Origin of the sequence: Aeromonas bestiarum, assembly GCF_000819745.1 — a bacterium.
GTDB classification, from domain to species: domain Bacteria; phylum Pseudomonadota; class Gammaproteobacteria; order Enterobacterales; family Aeromonadaceae; genus Aeromonas; species Aeromonas bestiarum.
Genome location: NZ_CDDA01000017.1, coordinates 6,630 through 20,466 on the forward strand (window position 1 = coordinate 6,630; position 13,837 = coordinate 20,466).

Consider the following 13,837-nt stretch of genomic DNA (forward strand, 5'->3'; position numbering starts at 1 on the left):
CCGTCGCCGGTCGGACTGGACACCCGACCGGTCAGCCAGAAAAACCAGCCCGACCCGCCATAAAAAAGCCCCGCTCATCGAGCGGGGCTTTTGCATTCAGAAAGACCGGATAAATCAGGCTTTCCACGCTTTCCAGGTGTTGATGAGGCCATTGGTGGAGCCGTCGTGGCTGGTGACAGCCGCGTCCGTGTTGAGCTCCGGCAGTATCTTGTTGGCCAGCTGTTTGCCCAGTTCCACGCCCCACTGATCGAAGCTGAAGATGTTCAGGATGGCGCCCTGCACGAAGATCTTGTGCTCGTACATGGCGATCAGGGAACCCAGCGTCTTCGGGGTCAGGCTCTTGAACAGTATGCTGTTGGTCGGGCGGTTGCCTTCGAACACCTTGAACGGCACCAGATCCTTGACCTGCTCCAGGGTTTTGCCGGCAGCCAGGAACTCGGCTTCGACCTGTTCTTTGCTCTTGCCGAAGGCCAGTGCCTCGGTCTGGGCGAAGAAGTTGGCCAGCAGTTTCGGATGGTGATCGCCGATCGGGTTGTGGCTGATGGCCGGCGCCAGGAAGTCACAGGGGATCAGCTTGGTGCCCTGGTGGATCAGCTGGTAGAAGGCGTGCTGGCCGTTGGTGCCCGGCTCACCCCAGATAATGGGGCCAGTCTGGTAGTCAACCGGCTTGCCGTTGCGATCCACCTGCTTGCCGTTGGATTCCATGTTGCCCTGCTGGAAATAGGCAGGGAAGCGGTGCATGTACTGATCGTACGGCAGAATGGCTTCGGACTCGGCACCGTGGAAGTTGTTGTACCACAGGCCAATCAGCGCCAGCAGCACAGGTACGTTCTGCTCATAGGAGGCAGTGGCGAAGTGCATGTCCATCTCGAAGGCGCCTTGCAGCAGGGCTTCGAAGTGCTCGAAACCGACGGACAGGGCGATGGGCATGCCGATGGCAGACCAGGAGGAGTAGCGGCCGCCAACCCAGTCCCAGAACTCGAACATGTTGTTGGTGTCGATGCCGAACTCGGCCACGGCCTTGCCATTGGTGGAGAGCGCGGCGAAGTGCTTGGCAACATGGGCCTTGTCACCGGCGATCTTGATGAACCAGTCGCGGGCGGTCAGGGCGTTGGTCATGGTCTCCTGGGTGGTGAAGGTCTTGGAGGCCACCAGGAACAGGGTGGTTTCCGGATCTATCTTCTTCAGGGTCTCGGCGATGTGGGTGCCATCGACGTTGGAGACGAAGTGCATCTGCAGGTGGTTTTTGTAGGGACGCAGTGCCTCTGTGATCATTACGGGGCCGAGATCCGAGCCACCGATACCTATGTTGACCACGTGCTGGATCGCCTTGCCGGTGTAGCCTTTCCACTCGCCGGAGATGATCTTCTCGCAGAAGCCCTTCATCTTGGTCAGCACGGCGTTCACTTCCGGCATCACGTCCTTGCCGTCGCACTCGATGGGACGGTCGGAGCGGTTGCGCAGGGCCACGTGCAGTACGGAGCGACCCTCGGTCATGTTGATCTTGTCACCGTTGAACATGGCATCGATCGCGCTGCGAAGATCGGTCTCTTTGGCCAGATCAACCAGCAACTTGAGGGTTTCCTCGGTGATCAGGTTCTTGGAGTAGTCGACCAGAATGTCGCCGCCAAAGGTGAGGGAGAACTTGTCGAAGCGCTTCGGGTCCTGCGCGAACAGATCCTTGAGTCGAGTCTCTTTGTTAGCTGCAAAATGGGCTTCCAGCGCCTGCCAGGCCTGGGTCTGGGTTGGATTGATATTTTTCATAGGATTACCGATCTTCCAAGTTGTGTTTGAACCTTGCAGGCAAGGCTCCCGCCAAACCTTATTATTCGAGCACTCTATCGGGCCCATTATACCGGGCTCATTGCGCGGCCCGTGTAACAGAGCTTTACCAATTGTCTGCCATCGAAGGAGTTTACAACCAAAACGCTGCGATTATGAGTCACTCATGGTCAGGGGATCTTGAGTTTGCTCATACTTCACCCGGCTTGCGCGGGTTGAAAGGGCTTTCATCTATGGCTGGCCGCGGCTTGCTGCCTGGCAAGTTCGTGTTACAGCCAAAGGGGTATCTGACAGTCGCTTTTCGGCTCGTTTTATGAGCAAACGCAAATTGTCGGGATGGGGTCTTGGCTAGCATATGAACCGAATGGACGAGATCTCCCAGGGATGGCCACTGTCTGGAATGAGGAGATCGATATGAAACACGTTTTATCCCTGTTTGCCCTGAGCCTGATCGCCACCGGCCTCATCGGCCTGTTGACCATGGTGCTGACCAGTGCGGCGCCAACCCTGGAGATACGGGTGCTGGCCGTGATCGGCGCCGTCCTGGGGGGCTATGTGCTGGTGCAGCCGTTGCTCAACCGGGTCGCTCGTCGGCTGGGGTAAGGGGCTCCGCCGCCTGTATGGATGGGCGTGTTGGTCCAGGATGACAGCTGAGCAAATTCCGGCCCCGGTGGCCGGATTTTTTATGCCTGTGGCGCGCACATGAGGCCCAGAAACGACCATGCCAGCACTAAGGCTGGCATGGTGACACTCAGGTCCGGGTTCAGGCCTGGGGTTTTTGCATGTGCATGACCATCTGCGGGAAGGGGATCTCGACGCCTTCGGCGTCGAAAGTCAGCTTCACCTTCTCGTGAAAGTCGAACCAGACACCCCAGTAATCGGCGGTCTTGACCCAGGGGCGTACCACTATATTGACCGAGGAGTCGGCCAGGGCGGCGACGGCGATAGTCGCGGCCGGATCCTTCAGGATGCGCGGCTCTTCATTCACCAGGCGCTCCAGGATCTGCTTGGCCTTGCGCAGGTCAGAGCCGTAGCCGATGCCGAAGGTCATGTCGACGCGACGGGTATCCATGCGCGAGTAGTTGACTATGGTGCCGTTGAGGATGGCGGAGTTGGGTACCACCACCATCTTGTTGTCACCCGAGGTGAGGGTGGTGGTAAACAGCTGAACGGACTGCACCACACCCGCAGTGCCCGCCACTTCGATGAACTCGCCCGCCTTGATGGGGCGGAAGATGATCAGCAGGAAGCCGGCGGCGAAGTTGGAGAGCGAGCCTTGCAGCGCCAGACCAATGGCCAGACCTGCGGCACCTATGATGGCGACGAAGGAGGCGGTCTGTACCCCGACCCGACCCAGGGCGGCGATCACTACGAACACCAAAATGGTGTACTTGAGGATGCTGCCGACGAAATGGGTGACTGTGATGTCCAGCTTGCGGGCCTGCATTACCTTGACCACTGCGCTGCTGAGGAGGTTGGCGGCGATGTAACCGATCAGCAGGGTGATCAGGGAGGCCGCGATGTTGACGGCATACTCGATCAGCAGGCCCTGGTTATTGACCAGCCAGGTCTGCGCTTCGGTAATGATTTCGGGTTCCATAGGATGTCCTGTCAGGCAGTAAAGGTTTATGACGCATGAATCTAACACTGGAATGCGACAATCCGGGTCGCATCTGGTGCTCATCCCCTCTTTTTTGCCACAAAAAACAAGGGAGGCCAAGGCCTCCCTGTTTGCACCAACCCGTCTGGACCAGCATTGTTGCTGATGATTGCGGCTGAATAGCCGCTGGGCTGAGTGGTCAGCTTTGCAGCAGCTGGCTGCGGATGAACAGCCATTGATCCTCGAAGCCGGCGGTGGGCTTGAGTTTGAACTCGGAGCGGACAAACTGGCTTATCCGTCCTTCGGTATAGGCCAGCAGCAGATTGGCCAGCATGGTTTCGTCGAGCTGGAAGCCCTGGCCTTCCCGCAGCCGCTTTTCCCGCAGTACCTGCTTGATCTGGGTCTCCAGCTTGTCGAACAGAATGCTGATGCGATCCCGCAGCCGATCGTGTTCGCCCAGCAGGGCGTCGCCGTTGAGGATGCGGGTGATGCCGGGGTTGCGCTCGGCGAACACCAGCAGCAGCTGAAGGATGTGATGGCAGCGAGCCATGGTGTCCTTCTCTTCCGCCATGATCAGGTTGACCCGTGACAGCAGGGAATCCTCGATAAAGTCGATCAGCCCCTCGAACATCCGCGCCTTGCTGGGAAAATGTCGATAGAGGGCTGCCTCAGAGACACCCACCTCGGCCGCCAGACGTGCCGTGGTGATACGCTGGCCAGGACTGGTTTCCAGCATATGGGCGAGTGCTTGCAGGATCTGATCGCGCCGACTCTGTTTCTGATTACTGCTTGCCATGGATTCCCCTAAAAAAACAATGGCTTGATTCTATTATTAGGCACAGACCCAAGGGCCTGTGTGGTCTGTTATTGGCGACCAGAAGAACCAAAACCGCCTTCACCCCGTTCACTCTGATTGAACTCATCGACCAGTTGGAAGCTGGCCTGAACTACCGGCATGATCACCAGCTGGGCGATGCGTTCGCCTGGCTGCATGGTGAAGCTGTCGTTGCCACGGTTCCAGACCGAGACCATCAGCTGGCCCTGGTAATCGGAATCGATGAGGCCGACCAGGTTGCCCAGCACTATGCCGTGCTTATGGCCGAGGCCGGAGCGGGGCAGAATGGTGGCACACAGGCCGGGATCCTGGATGTGGATGGCCAGACCGGTCGGTACCAGGGTGGTATCGCCCGGTGCCAGCGTGATGGGCGCATCCAACAGGGCGCGCAGATCCATGCCGGCAGAGCCCGGTGTGGCATAGGCGGGCAGCGGGTAGTCGGTGCCGATGCGGGCATCCAGAATCTTCAATTCAATTTGTGTTGTCATGGATAGTTCGTTTTTCAATGAGTGCTTGTGTGGACGCCCAGCATGGCCAGTGCAGTCTGTGTCGTCGTGAATCGTTCGCCTGCCGGGCGTACCGGCAGACGGGCCGGGTGTTAGCCCCGGTAGTGACGCGCAATCAGGGCGATGAGGTGACGGGCCAGCGTCAGCTTATCGGCCAGCGGCAGAGGGGCTTGACCCCCTTGCCAGAACACGGTCAGGGCGTTGTCATCGGCGTTGAAGCCCTGGCCCGCGCGGGACACGTCGTTGGCGGCGATCATGTCCAGCCGCTTACGCTGCAGTTTGTCGAGGGCGTATTGTTCCACATCCACGGTTTCGGCGGCAAATCCGACGGTGAAGGGCTTGTCTGACAGCGCTCCCACGGCGGCTATGATGTCGGGATTCTTGACCAGCTTCACCACCATCTGGTTGTTGTCGCCGGTCTTCTTGATCTTCTGGCTGGCGACCTGCTCGGGCCTATAGTCGGCCACGGCGGCGCAGCCAATGAAGAGATCGCAGTCGGCCACCCGGCTCATCACCGCCTGATGCATCTGCTCTGCGCTCTCCACATCGACTCGTACTACCCCGCCCGGTGTCGGCAGGGCGACCGGGCCGCTCACCAGCGTCACCTCGGCACCCGCCTCACGGGCGGCGCGGGCGATGGCGTAACCCATCTTGCCGGAGCTGTGGTTGCTGATATAGCGCACCGGATCCAGCGGCTCGCGGGTCGGCCCTGCGGTGAGCAGCAGCCTGACGCCCGCCAGCAGCGGCTCGGCGGCCAGTTGCTGGCAGCAGCGCTCAACCAGTTCGAGGGGATCCAGCATCCGGCCCGGGCCCACGTCGCCGCAGGCCTGGCTGCCGGAATCCGGCCCCCACAGCAGGATGCCGCGACTGGCCAGGGTCTGAAGGTTGGCCTGGGTGGCGGCGTTGAGATACATCTGCTGGTTCATGGCCGGGGCCAGTGCCACCGGTGCCGGTGTCGCCAGACAGAGGGTGGTGAGCAGTTCGTCGGCCATGCCGGCAGCCATGCGGGCCATCAGATTGGCGCTGGCCGGGGCGATCAGCACCAGATCCGCCCACTTGGCCAGTTCGATGTGGCCCATGCCCGCCTCGGCGGCGGGATCCAGCAGGCTGTCTGCCACCGGATGGCCGGAGACGGCCTGCAGGGTCAGCGGGGTGATGAACTCCTTGGCGGAGCGGGTCATCACCACCCGTACCTCGGCTCCCTGATCTTTCAGGCGGCGTACCAGTTCGGCACTCTTGTAGGCGGCGATCCCGCCACTGACACCCAACAGGATGTGTTTATCGGCCAATCTCATCTGCTGCTTCTCTTCCGGCTCACTCTGACTGGTCGGCTAAGATACCACAGGCAAGGGATGACGACAGAGGCTGACATGGGGGACTTGTGGTCGGGCTCCCGCGATTTTTTGCTATGTTTTCTCTCAATAGGCATGAGGGAGAGACAAATGAGCATCAAGGAGTGGCCAGAGGATGAGCGTCCCCGAGAGAAGCTGTTGCGCCAGGGGCCCGGCGCCTTGTCCGATGCCGAGTTGCTGGCCATCTTCCTGCGCACCGGCGTCAACGGGCTGAGCGCGGTGGATCTCTCGCGCCAGCTGTTGCAGCAGTTCGGATCCTTGCGGGCACTGCTCGGCGCCGAGCAGTCGGCCTTCTGCGATGCTCATGGGCTGGGTCCGGCCAAATACGCTCAGTTGCAGGCTGTGCTGGAGATGGGCAAGCGTCATCTGGCCGAGCAGTTGCAGCGGGGCGATGCCCTCACCTCGCCCCAGTTGACCCGGGATTATCTGCAGGCTCAGCTGCGGGATCGGCCGCGAGAAGTGTTCGCCTTGTTGCTCCTGGACAACCAGCACAGAGTGATTCAATTCGTTGAACTTTTTTACGGAACCCTCGACTCGGCGAGCGTCTGGCCCAGAGAAATCGTGCAGATCGCGCTCAAACATAATGCAGCCGCCGTGATTCTGGCGCATAATCACCCGTCCGGCGTGGCCGAGCCCAGTCGGGCCGACCGCCAGATCACGGATCGGATCTTGGCCGCCTTGGCCCTGATCGATATCAGAGTGCTGGATCACTTGGTGATCGGTGATGGCATCACGGTTTCTTTTGCAGAGCGTGGTTGGTTGTAACTGGCTCTGGCACGGTATTAGTTGATCTTTGATCACGGATGCTGTATAAAATGCCGCCTTCTGTTTGCCCCGCAATCGAAGGCCAGCGGGGCAGATATTTGCTCGAGCAATGAAGTAAGATTTGGAGAGACTGACATGTCTAGAGTATGCCAAGTAACCGGCAAGCGCCCGGCAGTTGGTAACAACCGTTCGCACGCTAACAACGCTACCAAGCGTCGTTTCCTGCCGAACCTGCACACTCACCGTTTTTGGGTTGAGGGTGAAAAACGCTTCGTAAGTCTGCGCGTATCCGCAAAAGGCATGCGTATCATCGACAAGCGTGGCGTTGAAGTGGTTCTGGCTGAACTGCGCGCCAGCGGTGTTAAGGTATAAGGAATTAGATCATGGCTAAAGGTATTCGCGAGAAAATTCGTCTGAACTCCAGCGCCGGTACTGGTCACTTCTATACCACTACCAAGAACAAGCGCACCATGCCCGAAAAAATGGAGATCAAAAAGTTTGATCCCGTTGTTCGTCAGCATGTGATCTACAAAGAAGGCAAAATCAAGTAATCACTTGAATTTGTCTCAAAAACCCGGCCTTGTGCCGGGTTTTTTTATGGCTGGAATTCAGTACACTGCCGGTTCGAAGGGAGGCTTGCCATGTTCAGATTGAGCCGCAAAGGCTGGAATAACGTGATCATAGTGGCCGTGCTGGCGGTGATCACCCTGTTGCACCGGCTGGAGATAGCCCAGCAGGAGAACAGCGCCCAGCGCGCCCGTCCCCTGTTGCCGGACAGCGCCGTCGTGCTCACCTGGCAGGGACCGAGCTGGCAGATCGAGCGCATCGGTCAGGGCTGGCGCAGCGGGCCGGATCTGGGGCTCAGCAGTGCCCAGCTGGCCGCTCACATCGAAGGCTGGCAGGGCTGGTTGTTGCCACCGGGTAGTGCCGTGCGGGGCACCCCGGTCACCCTCAAGATCTGGGTCGCCGGTCAGAGCGATCCGATTGAAGTGGGGCTCTATCAGGACAGCGGCAAGTTTGCCGCCCTGCTGCCCCCTTCGACCTGGCTCAGCCTGAGTCAGGAGCAGTACCGCAGCCTGCTGCGTCCCACCCCCTAATCCATTTTCGAGCGAGAGGACCCCATGCCTGAATTACCGGAAGTCGAAGTCAGCCGCCAGGGCATCTCTCCCTGGCTCACCGGCATCAAGGTCACTCGCGTCGTGGTGCGGGATGGCCGGCTGCGCTGGCCGGTGCCGGGCGAAATCCAGGAGCTGGTGGATCTCGTCATCCACAGGGTCAGCCGCCGCGCCAAGTACCTGCTGCTGGAGACCGACTTCGGCACCGCCATCCTGCATCTGGGCATGTCCGGCAGCCTGCGGGTGCTGAATATCGGCACCCCGGCCGAGAAACACGACCACGTGGATATAGAGCTCGCCAACGGCAAGCTGCTGCGGCTCAACGATCCGCGCCGCTTCGGTGCCCTGCTTTGGACCCGTGAACCGGCCGAGGCGCACGCCCTGCTGGCGAAGCTGGGGCCGGAGCCGCTCACCGACGCCTTCAGCGCCGATTACCTGCAGGGGCGCGCCAAGGGGCGCAGCACCCCCATCAAGACCTTCCTGATGGACAATCATGTGGTGGTCGGGGTGGGCAACATCTACGCCAACGAGGCGCTCTATGCCGCCGGCATTCATCCCAAGCGGGCGGCGGGCAACATCAGCGCCGAGCGACTGGCAACCCTGGTAGCCGAGATCAAGCGGGTACTGGCCGAGGCCATCAAGCAGGGTGGCACCACCCTCAAGGATTTCACCAGCGCCGATGGCAAACCTGGCTATTTCGTGCAGCAGTTGCAGGTCTACGGGCGGGGTGGCCAGCCCTGTTTTCATTGTCACACCCTGCTCAGTGAAATCCGGCTGGGGCAGAGAACCACAGTGTTTTGCTCCCACTGCCAGCGCTGAATGGCCGTTATTTTGGCCAAAAACGGCCAAGTTGTAAGAGAGTATTTCCAGTCTGTTGAATATTTGCGCGCCCGTCACTAGTATCTCGACCGTTCAGGCAGTTTGAGAAAATAAAATGACAGCTAAATCAATAGACTGGGATCATTTATCCCGGCAGGGGCACTATTGTGCCCAAAAAATGGCCCGTTTCCTCTATCCCGATGACAGCGCCCGCAAGACCTTCAATCGCGCCAAGTTCGTGCTGCGCAGCCTGCTCTATCGGCAGCAGCTGAGCCGGGTATTCGAGCTGTTTCAGGCCGAACCCCTCAAGGCCCTGCCTGCCCACTATCCCGAGCTGCTCGACAAGCCGATGCGGCCCTACCGCTTTGCCGGCTCCACCGCGACCGAGCGGGCCGAGATGCTGGAGAACCACTACCGGCTGATGCTGGCCCGCTACCCGGATCTGATCGACCCGCTCTATCTGGGCGATGGCATCGAGCTCGGCCGCTATCCCGAGAGCGGCTGCCGCATCATATTGCGTCACGACGGTACCTTCCGCCGCGAGGCCGAGCTGGCCCTCTCCATCGTCGATCCGCAGGGCAAGCGGCTTTACAGCTGTGCCTTCTCGCTGGCCGGTACACCCAAGCGGCTGGCCGTGGTGATCGGCTCGGTACAGGGCCCGGAGCCCTGCATCGAGCAAGCGCAGGACAAGGTGCGTGCGCTGACCAAGGAGGGCCACGGTCTGAGACCCAAGTCGCTGGTGGTAATGCTGGTGATGCAGCTGGCCGAGGCGATGGAGGCCGAGCATATCTCGGCGGTGCGGATGAAGGCGCACATCTATCAGGCCAGGCGCTACAGCAAGAAGAAGAAAGCCTGTCTGCAGGCGGATTATGACGAGCTGTGGCAGGAGTTTGGCGCCATCGATCTGGATGACAACTTCGTGCGGTTGCAGCCCGCCCAGCGCAAGCCGCTGGAGGAGATAGCTTCCAAGAAGCGGGCCATGTACCGGCGCCGCTACGAGTGGCTTGACCAGCTGACCCTGGCGAGTCAGCAGCAGCTGGGCCCACGTCTGGCAGGTTGAGATGCACAGGCTGCAGTGGCAAACAGGCTACCCTCGGGTAGCCTGTTTTTGATCACTTGCCTTGCTTGGCGGCAATCGCCTTGGCGACAATCGGGTCGACGAACTGGCGGATATCGCCACCGTGCAGGGCGACCTCTTTCACCAGGGTCGAGGAGATGAAGGAGTTCTCCTCCGCCGGGGTGAGGAAGACGCTCTCCAGCTCCGGCATCAGGCGGCGGTTCATGTTGGCCAGCTGGAATTCGTACTCGAAGTCGGAGACGGCGCGCAGGCCGCGGATCAGCACGTTGGCCTGCTGCTCTTTGGCGAAATCCACCAGCAGGCCGGAGAAGCCCACCACCTTGACGTTGGGCAGGTGGGCGGTCACTTGCTGGGCAAGCAGGACACGCTCTGCCAGATCGAACAGCGGGCGCTTGCTCGGGCTGTTGGCGACGCCGACCACCACTTCATCAAACAGTCTGGCGGCCCGGCCAATGAGGTCGGTGTGGCCATTGGTGATGGGGTCGAAGGTGCCGGGATAAATTACCTTGTTGGTCATGTTGTTGATTCCTGCAACCTGGGAATTTGGTCGCATTATAGGGTCTGTTGGCGTTTTGTCGCGACCGGGATGGGGTGAGTGCCGGGGCGAGGCGCTAAGTTTGGTCGTTCAAATTGCTGTCGCCTGGTGTCTTCGCTTGAGAATAGCCCTGCATCAGGCAAGAATACCCGCACCGCGCATCAAGCCTCCTTGCATTGGTGACAGGGAGCAAAGGGATTTTTTATGAAACGTATTCTGGTAGTACGCAATGACAAGATTGGTGACTTCATGCTGGCCTGGCCGAGCTTTGCCATGCTCAAGTGCTCCATGGAGTGTCATGTGACTGCCCTGGTTCCTGCCTACACGGCGCCGTTGGCCCGCCTCTGTCCCTGGATCGACGAGATCATCCTGGATCCGGGTTCACGGGCCGACAAGGAACAGCAACGTGCCTTGCAAGCGCGCATCAAGGCGGCCGCCTTCGATGCCTCCATCTGCCTCTTCTCCAACTCTCGCAATGCCATGCTGGTGTGGAAGGCGCACATCCCTTACCGGCTGGCCCCTGCCACCAAGCTGGCTCAGGTGCTCTACAACCAGCGGCTGATCCAGCGTCGCTCCCGCTCCCAGAAGCCGGAGTACGAATACAACCTGGATCTGGTGCGCCGCTTCCTCGCCGACCAGCAGGTGAGCGTGGTCACGCCACAGGCGCCTTACCTCAGCTTCGATCCCCAGAGCCTGCAGCAGGTGCGCGAGCAGGTCGCCACCCGTTTGAAGCTGGATGCCAGCCGCCCCTGGCTGATGGTGCATGCCGGCAGCGGCGGTTCGGCCAACAACCTCTCCATCGAGCAGTACGCCCGCCTCATCATCAAGCTCAACCAGGCCTGCCCCGAGCTGCAGTGCATACTGACGGCGGGGCCGGGGGAGGAGAAGATCGCCGAACAGCTGGCGGCCGAGCTGCTGGCCCACGGGGGCAACGGCTGGATCTACCGCTCCGACGAGGGGCTGCCCAAGTTCTGCCAGGTGATGGCCAATGCCGCCCTGTTCGTGGCGGGCAGCACGGGGCCGCTGCACATAGCCGCGGCGCTGGACGTGCCCACCATAGGCTTCTTCCCGGCGCACCGCTCGGCCACCCCGCTGCGCTGGCGTCCGCTCAACAGCGAGGGGCGCCACCTGGCGTTCAGCCCGCCGGAAGACAGCGATCACCCGGAAGACATGAGCCAGCTCGATCCCAAGACAATGGCGGCGGCGATCGCCCGCTGGGCACCGCCTTTCTGGCGGACAGAGAGCTGATAGCTACAAACAGGGCCCTTTCGGGCCCTGTCTCGTATGGGGGACTGCTGGCGGCTTACTTGTCAGCCTGATCCGGCGCCTGCGGCTGCTGGCGGATCCAGAGGTCGGCGTACTTCACGAAGGTGGAGTGGGCCGACAGTATGGCCAGCAGGAGCCCCTGCTTGCCATCGAGGAAGCCCGCCTTGAGCAGGTACATCTTGAGGAAGCAGCCCAGCGCATGCACCAGCCCCTGGCTGAGGGAGCCCTTCTTGCCACGGGCGGTGCGCTGATCGGCCCAGGCCCTGGCATAACCGGCGGACTTCACCAGATAGTGCTCCAGATCCCGGTAGGTGAAGTGGAGCAGGTCGCCATGGATATTGACGATCTTCATGTTGGCACGCACCTCTACCTTCTCGTGCACCAGCACCTCGTTGTAGCTGGTGAGCGCTTTGGGGTAGAGGCGCAGCACCCGATCCGGATACCAGCCGCTGTGACGGATGAAGCGGCCAAACACCCAGGAGAGGCGCGGGATCGAGTAGATGGTATCGCTGGCCGGGTTGGCCATGACGGTGGCGATGGCCGCTTTCAGCTCGGGAGTGAGCCGCTCGTCGGCATCCAGCCACAGCACCCACTCTGACTGGACATGGGACTGGGCGAGGCGGCGCTGGCGACCGAAGCCCGGCCATACCGGGTTGACGAAGAAGCGGGCGCCGAATTCGGCGGCGATGGCAGGGGTTTCGTCCTGGCTGCCTGAGTCCATGATGACGATCTCGTCCACCAGGCCATCGAGGGAGGCGAGGCAGGCTCTCAGGTTTTCGGCTTCATTCTTGACGATCAGGACGGCCGCCAGGGTCGGTTTTTTCACGGATTAAGGGCTCTTGTTGGCGCCCGGCTGGCGGGCCATGCTCGAATTGGCGCCCATTCTAGCCTAAAACGGCAGGCGGAGCATGGTTCCGGCGCCTATGGTGCGTCAGTTTCAAATGGCTTCTTTTTTGGCATGAGAGCGGGTGGTACGGGGATCTTCTGTTATTTCTCGGGCCATTCTTGGGGCATAATCTCGGCCAGCAACGATTAACCGCAGGGCTTGGCCCCAAGAGACGCGTGAGATGAAGATATTGGTGATCGGCCCCTCCTGGGTCGGCGACATGGTGATGTCCCAGAGCCTCTACAAGGCGATCAAGGCCAATCACCCCGACAGCGAGCTGCATGTGATGGCGCCCGCCTGGTGTGGCGCCCTGCTGGAGCGGATGCCGGAAGTGGACAAGGCGATTCCCATGCCGCTCGGCCACGGCGACTTCAAGCTGAGCGCCCGTCGTCGGCTCGGCAAGCAGCTGGCGGCGGAGAAGTACGATCAGGCCATCATACAGCCCAACTCCATGAAGTCGGCGCTGATCCCCTGGTTTGCCAGGATCCCGGTACGCACCGGCTGGAAGGGGGAGCACCGCTTCGGCCTGCTCAACGACATGCGCAGCAACAAGTCCGCCTTCCCGCTGATGGTGGAAGCCTACCTGGCGCTGGCCTATCCCAAGGCGCAGATGAAGAGCCGGGCCGACATTCCCGTCATTCCCCATCCGTCGCTCAATGTCGATCTCATCAATCAGGGCAAGGCGCTGGAGCGGCTCGGTCTGGATCGTGCCCGCCCCGTGCTGGTGCTCTGCCCGGGGGCCGAATTCGGCCCGGCAAAGCGCTGGCCGGAAGGGCACTACGCCGTGGTGGCGCAGAAGCACCTGGATGAGGGCTGGCAGGTGTGGATCTTCGGCTCCGGCAAGGATGTGCCCGTGGCCAACACCATTCGCGACCGGATCAATCCCCTGTCACGCCCCAATTGCCACGTGCTGGCGGGCAAGACCAGCCTGTATGAGGCGATCGACCTGATGGCGCTGGCCGGGCGGGTGATCGCCAACGATTCCGGCCTGATGCACATAGCCGCCGCCCTCAACCGGCCGCTGATCGGGGTCTATGGCTCCACCTCGCCGCTCTACACGCCGCCGCTGGCGGACAGGGTCGAGATAGTGCACACCGACATAGAGTGCCGCCCCTGCTTCAAGCGCACCTGCAAGTTCGGTCACCTCAAGTGCCTGATCGAGCTGATGCCGGAGCAGGTCATCGAGGCGGGCAGGCGGCTGGAGTGCGGCGAGTCGCCGGCTCAGCCGATCGTGCTGCAAGTGGGCGAGCCACCGCGCTTCGTCTCCGACCCGGGCAAGCGATCGGAGCCAAAATAGC

At 61.1% G+C, this 13,837-nt stretch carries 16 protein-coding genes; 9 read left to right on the plus strand and 7 right to left on the minus strand.

Going from position 1 to position 13,837, the window contains the following annotated elements; all coding sequences use genetic code 11:
- Window positions 1-114: 114 nt before the first annotated feature.
- Window positions 115-1,764, minus strand: a complete 1,650-nt coding sequence (pgi, locus tag BN1118_RS10180; protein ID WP_043555917.1) for a glucose-6-phosphate isomerase — start codon at window positions 1,762-1,764, stop codon at window positions 115-117.
- Window positions 1,765-2,196: 432 nt separating this feature from the next.
- Between pgi and BN1118_RS10185 the strand changes: the two genes are divergently transcribed.
- Entirely contained in the window at window positions 2,197-2,385 is a 189-nt protein-coding gene (locus BN1118_RS10185; protein WP_043139637.1) for a hypothetical protein, read from the plus strand.
- Window positions 2,386-2,545: 160 nt separating this feature from the next.
- Here the strand turns inward: BN1118_RS10185 and BN1118_RS10190 are convergent, their stop codons facing one another.
- The 4 genes from BN1118_RS10190 to coaBC form a co-directional block, all read right to left on the minus strand.
- Window positions 2,546-3,382, minus strand: a complete 837-nt coding sequence (locus BN1118_RS10190; protein ID WP_042873341.1) for a mechanosensitive ion channel domain-containing protein — start codon at window positions 3,380-3,382, stop codon at window positions 2,546-2,548.
- Between the two features lie 199 nt (window positions 3,383-3,581).
- On the minus strand, window positions 3,582-4,178 hold the full coding sequence (gene slmA, locus BN1118_RS10195) for a nucleoid occlusion factor SlmA (RefSeq protein ID WP_005321293.1): 597 nt from the start codon (window positions 4,176-4,178) through the stop codon (window positions 3,582-3,584).
- A gap of 68 nt (window positions 4,179-4,246) precedes the next feature.
- A complete protein-coding gene (gene dut / locus BN1118_RS10200; protein ID WP_043139630.1) occupies window positions 4,247-4,705 on the minus strand; it encodes a dUTP diphosphatase in 459 nt (152 codons plus the stop codon).
- Window positions 4,706-4,815: 110 nt separating this feature from the next.
- Window positions 4,816-6,018: a bifunctional phosphopantothenoylcysteine decarboxylase/phosphopantothenate--cysteine ligase CoaBC gene (gene coaBC / locus BN1118_RS10205; RefSeq protein WP_043555918.1), complete on the minus strand. Its 1,203-nt coding sequence runs from the start codon at window positions 6,016-6,018 to the stop codon at window positions 4,816-4,818.
- Between the two features lie 147 nt (window positions 6,019-6,165).
- Between coaBC and radC the strand changes: the two genes are divergently transcribed.
- The 6 genes from radC to BN1118_RS10230 all read left to right on the plus strand — a co-directional run bounded on the left by radC (window position 6,166) and on the right by BN1118_RS10230 (window position 9,834).
- Complete coding sequence (gene radC / locus BN1118_RS10210) at window positions 6,166-6,840, plus strand: RadC family protein (RefSeq protein WP_043139626.1); 675 nt, start codon at window positions 6,166-6,168, stop codon at window positions 6,838-6,840.
- A gap of 135 nt (window positions 6,841-6,975) precedes the next feature.
- The gene (gene rpmB, locus BN1118_RS21175) at window positions 6,976-7,212 is read left to right on the plus strand and encodes a 50S ribosomal protein L28 (protein WP_005321271.1); all 237 of its coding nucleotides are present in this window, start codon (window positions 6,976-6,978) and stop codon (window positions 7,210-7,212) included.
- Window positions 7,213-7,223: 11 nt separating this feature from the next.
- On the plus strand, window positions 7,224-7,391 hold the full coding sequence (gene rpmG, locus BN1118_RS10215) for a 50S ribosomal protein L33 (RefSeq protein WP_005307500.1): 168 nt from the start codon (window positions 7,224-7,226) through the stop codon (window positions 7,389-7,391).
- Between the two features lie 90 nt (window positions 7,392-7,481).
- Window positions 7,482-7,937 carry a hypothetical protein gene (locus BN1118_RS10220; protein WP_043139624.1) on the plus strand — a complete coding sequence of 152 codons (456 nt, stop codon included), beginning with the start codon at window positions 7,482-7,484 and terminating at the stop codon, window positions 7,935-7,937.
- Window positions 7,938-7,961: 24 nt separating this feature from the next.
- Entirely contained in the window at window positions 7,962-8,774 is an 813-nt protein-coding gene (gene mutM, locus BN1118_RS10225; protein ID WP_043139621.1) for a bifunctional DNA-formamidopyrimidine glycosylase/DNA-(apurinic or apyrimidinic site) lyase, read from the plus strand.
- Window positions 8,775-8,952: 178 nt separating this feature from the next.
- Entirely contained in the window at window positions 8,953-9,834 is an 882-nt protein-coding gene (locus BN1118_RS10230) for a VirK/YbjX family protein (protein ID WP_043139617.1), read from the plus strand.
- Between the two features lie 52 nt (window positions 9,835-9,886).
- On the opposite strand, the gene coaD is transcribed toward BN1118_RS10230, so the two are convergent.
- On the minus strand, window positions 9,887-10,369 hold the full coding sequence (gene coaD, locus BN1118_RS10235; RefSeq protein ID WP_043555919.1) for a pantetheine-phosphate adenylyltransferase: 483 nt from the start codon (window positions 10,367-10,369) through the stop codon (window positions 9,887-9,889).
- A 222-nt stretch (window positions 10,370-10,591) separates the two neighbouring features.
- Here coaD and BN1118_RS10240 point away from each other — a divergent pair, with 222 nt between their 5' ends.
- Window positions 10,592-11,635 (plus strand): glycosyltransferase family 9 protein, encoded by a 1,044-nt coding sequence (locus tag BN1118_RS10240; RefSeq protein WP_043555920.1) that lies wholly within the window; start codon window positions 10,592-10,594, stop codon window positions 11,633-11,635.
- 55 nt (window positions 11,636-11,690) lie between these two features.
- On the opposite strand, the gene BN1118_RS10245 is transcribed toward BN1118_RS10240, so the two are convergent.
- Window positions 11,691-12,479, minus strand: coding sequence for a glycosyltransferase family 2 protein (locus BN1118_RS10245; RefSeq protein WP_043555921.1), 789 nt, complete (start codon window positions 12,477-12,479; stop codon window positions 11,691-11,693).
- 241 nt (window positions 12,480-12,720) lie between these two features.
- Here BN1118_RS10245 and waaF point away from each other — a divergent pair, with 241 nt between their 5' ends.
- Entirely contained in the window at window positions 12,721-13,836 is a 1,116-nt protein-coding gene (gene waaF, locus BN1118_RS10250; RefSeq protein WP_043555922.1) for a lipopolysaccharide heptosyltransferase II, read from the plus strand.
- Window position 13,837: the final 1 nt, after the last annotated feature.

Excerpts from the sequence above, each read along its gene's own strand:
- slmA (WP_005321293.1), bottom strand. The coding sequence starts at position 4,178 with ATGGCAAGCAGTAATCAGAAACAGAGTCGGCGCGATCAGATCCTGCAA.
- coaD (WP_043555919.1), bottom strand. The coding sequence starts at position 10,369 with ATGACCAACAAGGTAATTTATCCCGGCACCTTCGACCCCATCACCAAT.
- rpmG (WP_005307500.1), top strand. The coding sequence starts at position 7,224 with ATGGCTAAAGGTATTCGCGAGAAAATTCGTCTGAACTCCAGCGCCGGT.
- BN1118_RS10190 (WP_042873341.1), bottom strand. The coding sequence starts at position 3,382 with ATGGAACCCGAAATCATTACCGAAGCGCAGACCTGGCTGGTCAATAAC.
- mutM (WP_043139621.1), top strand. The coding sequence starts at position 7,962 with ATGCCTGAATTACCGGAAGTCGAAGTCAGCCGCCAGGGCATCTCTCCC.
- BN1118_RS10220 (WP_043139624.1), top strand. The coding sequence starts at position 7,482 with ATGTTCAGATTGAGCCGCAAAGGCTGGAATAACGTGATCATAGTGGCC.
- radC (WP_043139626.1), top strand. The coding sequence starts at position 6,166 with ATGAGCATCAAGGAGTGGCCAGAGGATGAGCGTCCCCGAGAGAAGCTG.
- pgi (WP_043555917.1), bottom strand. The coding sequence starts at position 1,764 with ATGAAAAATATCAATCCAACCCAGACCCAGGCCTGGCAGGCGCTGGAA.
- coaBC (WP_043555918.1), bottom strand. The coding sequence starts at position 6,018 with ATGAGATTGGCCGATAAACACATCCTGTTGGGTGTCAGTGGCGGGATC.
- dut (WP_043139630.1), bottom strand. The coding sequence starts at position 4,705 with ATGACAACACAAATTGAATTGAAGATTCTGGATGCCCGCATCGGCACC.
- waaF (WP_043555922.1), top strand. The coding sequence starts at position 12,721 with ATGAAGATATTGGTGATCGGCCCCTCCTGGGTCGGCGACATGGTGATG.
- rpmB (WP_005321271.1), top strand. The coding sequence starts at position 6,976 with ATGTCTAGAGTATGCCAAGTAACCGGCAAGCGCCCGGCAGTTGGTAAC.
- BN1118_RS10230 (WP_043139617.1), top strand. The coding sequence starts at position 8,953 with ATGGCCCGTTTCCTCTATCCCGATGACAGCGCCCGCAAGACCTTCAAT.
- BN1118_RS10240 (WP_043555920.1), top strand. The coding sequence starts at position 10,592 with ATGAAACGTATTCTGGTAGTACGCAATGACAAGATTGGTGACTTCATG.
- BN1118_RS10185 (WP_043139637.1), top strand. The coding sequence starts at position 2,197 with ATGAAACACGTTTTATCCCTGTTTGCCCTGAGCCTGATCGCCACCGGC.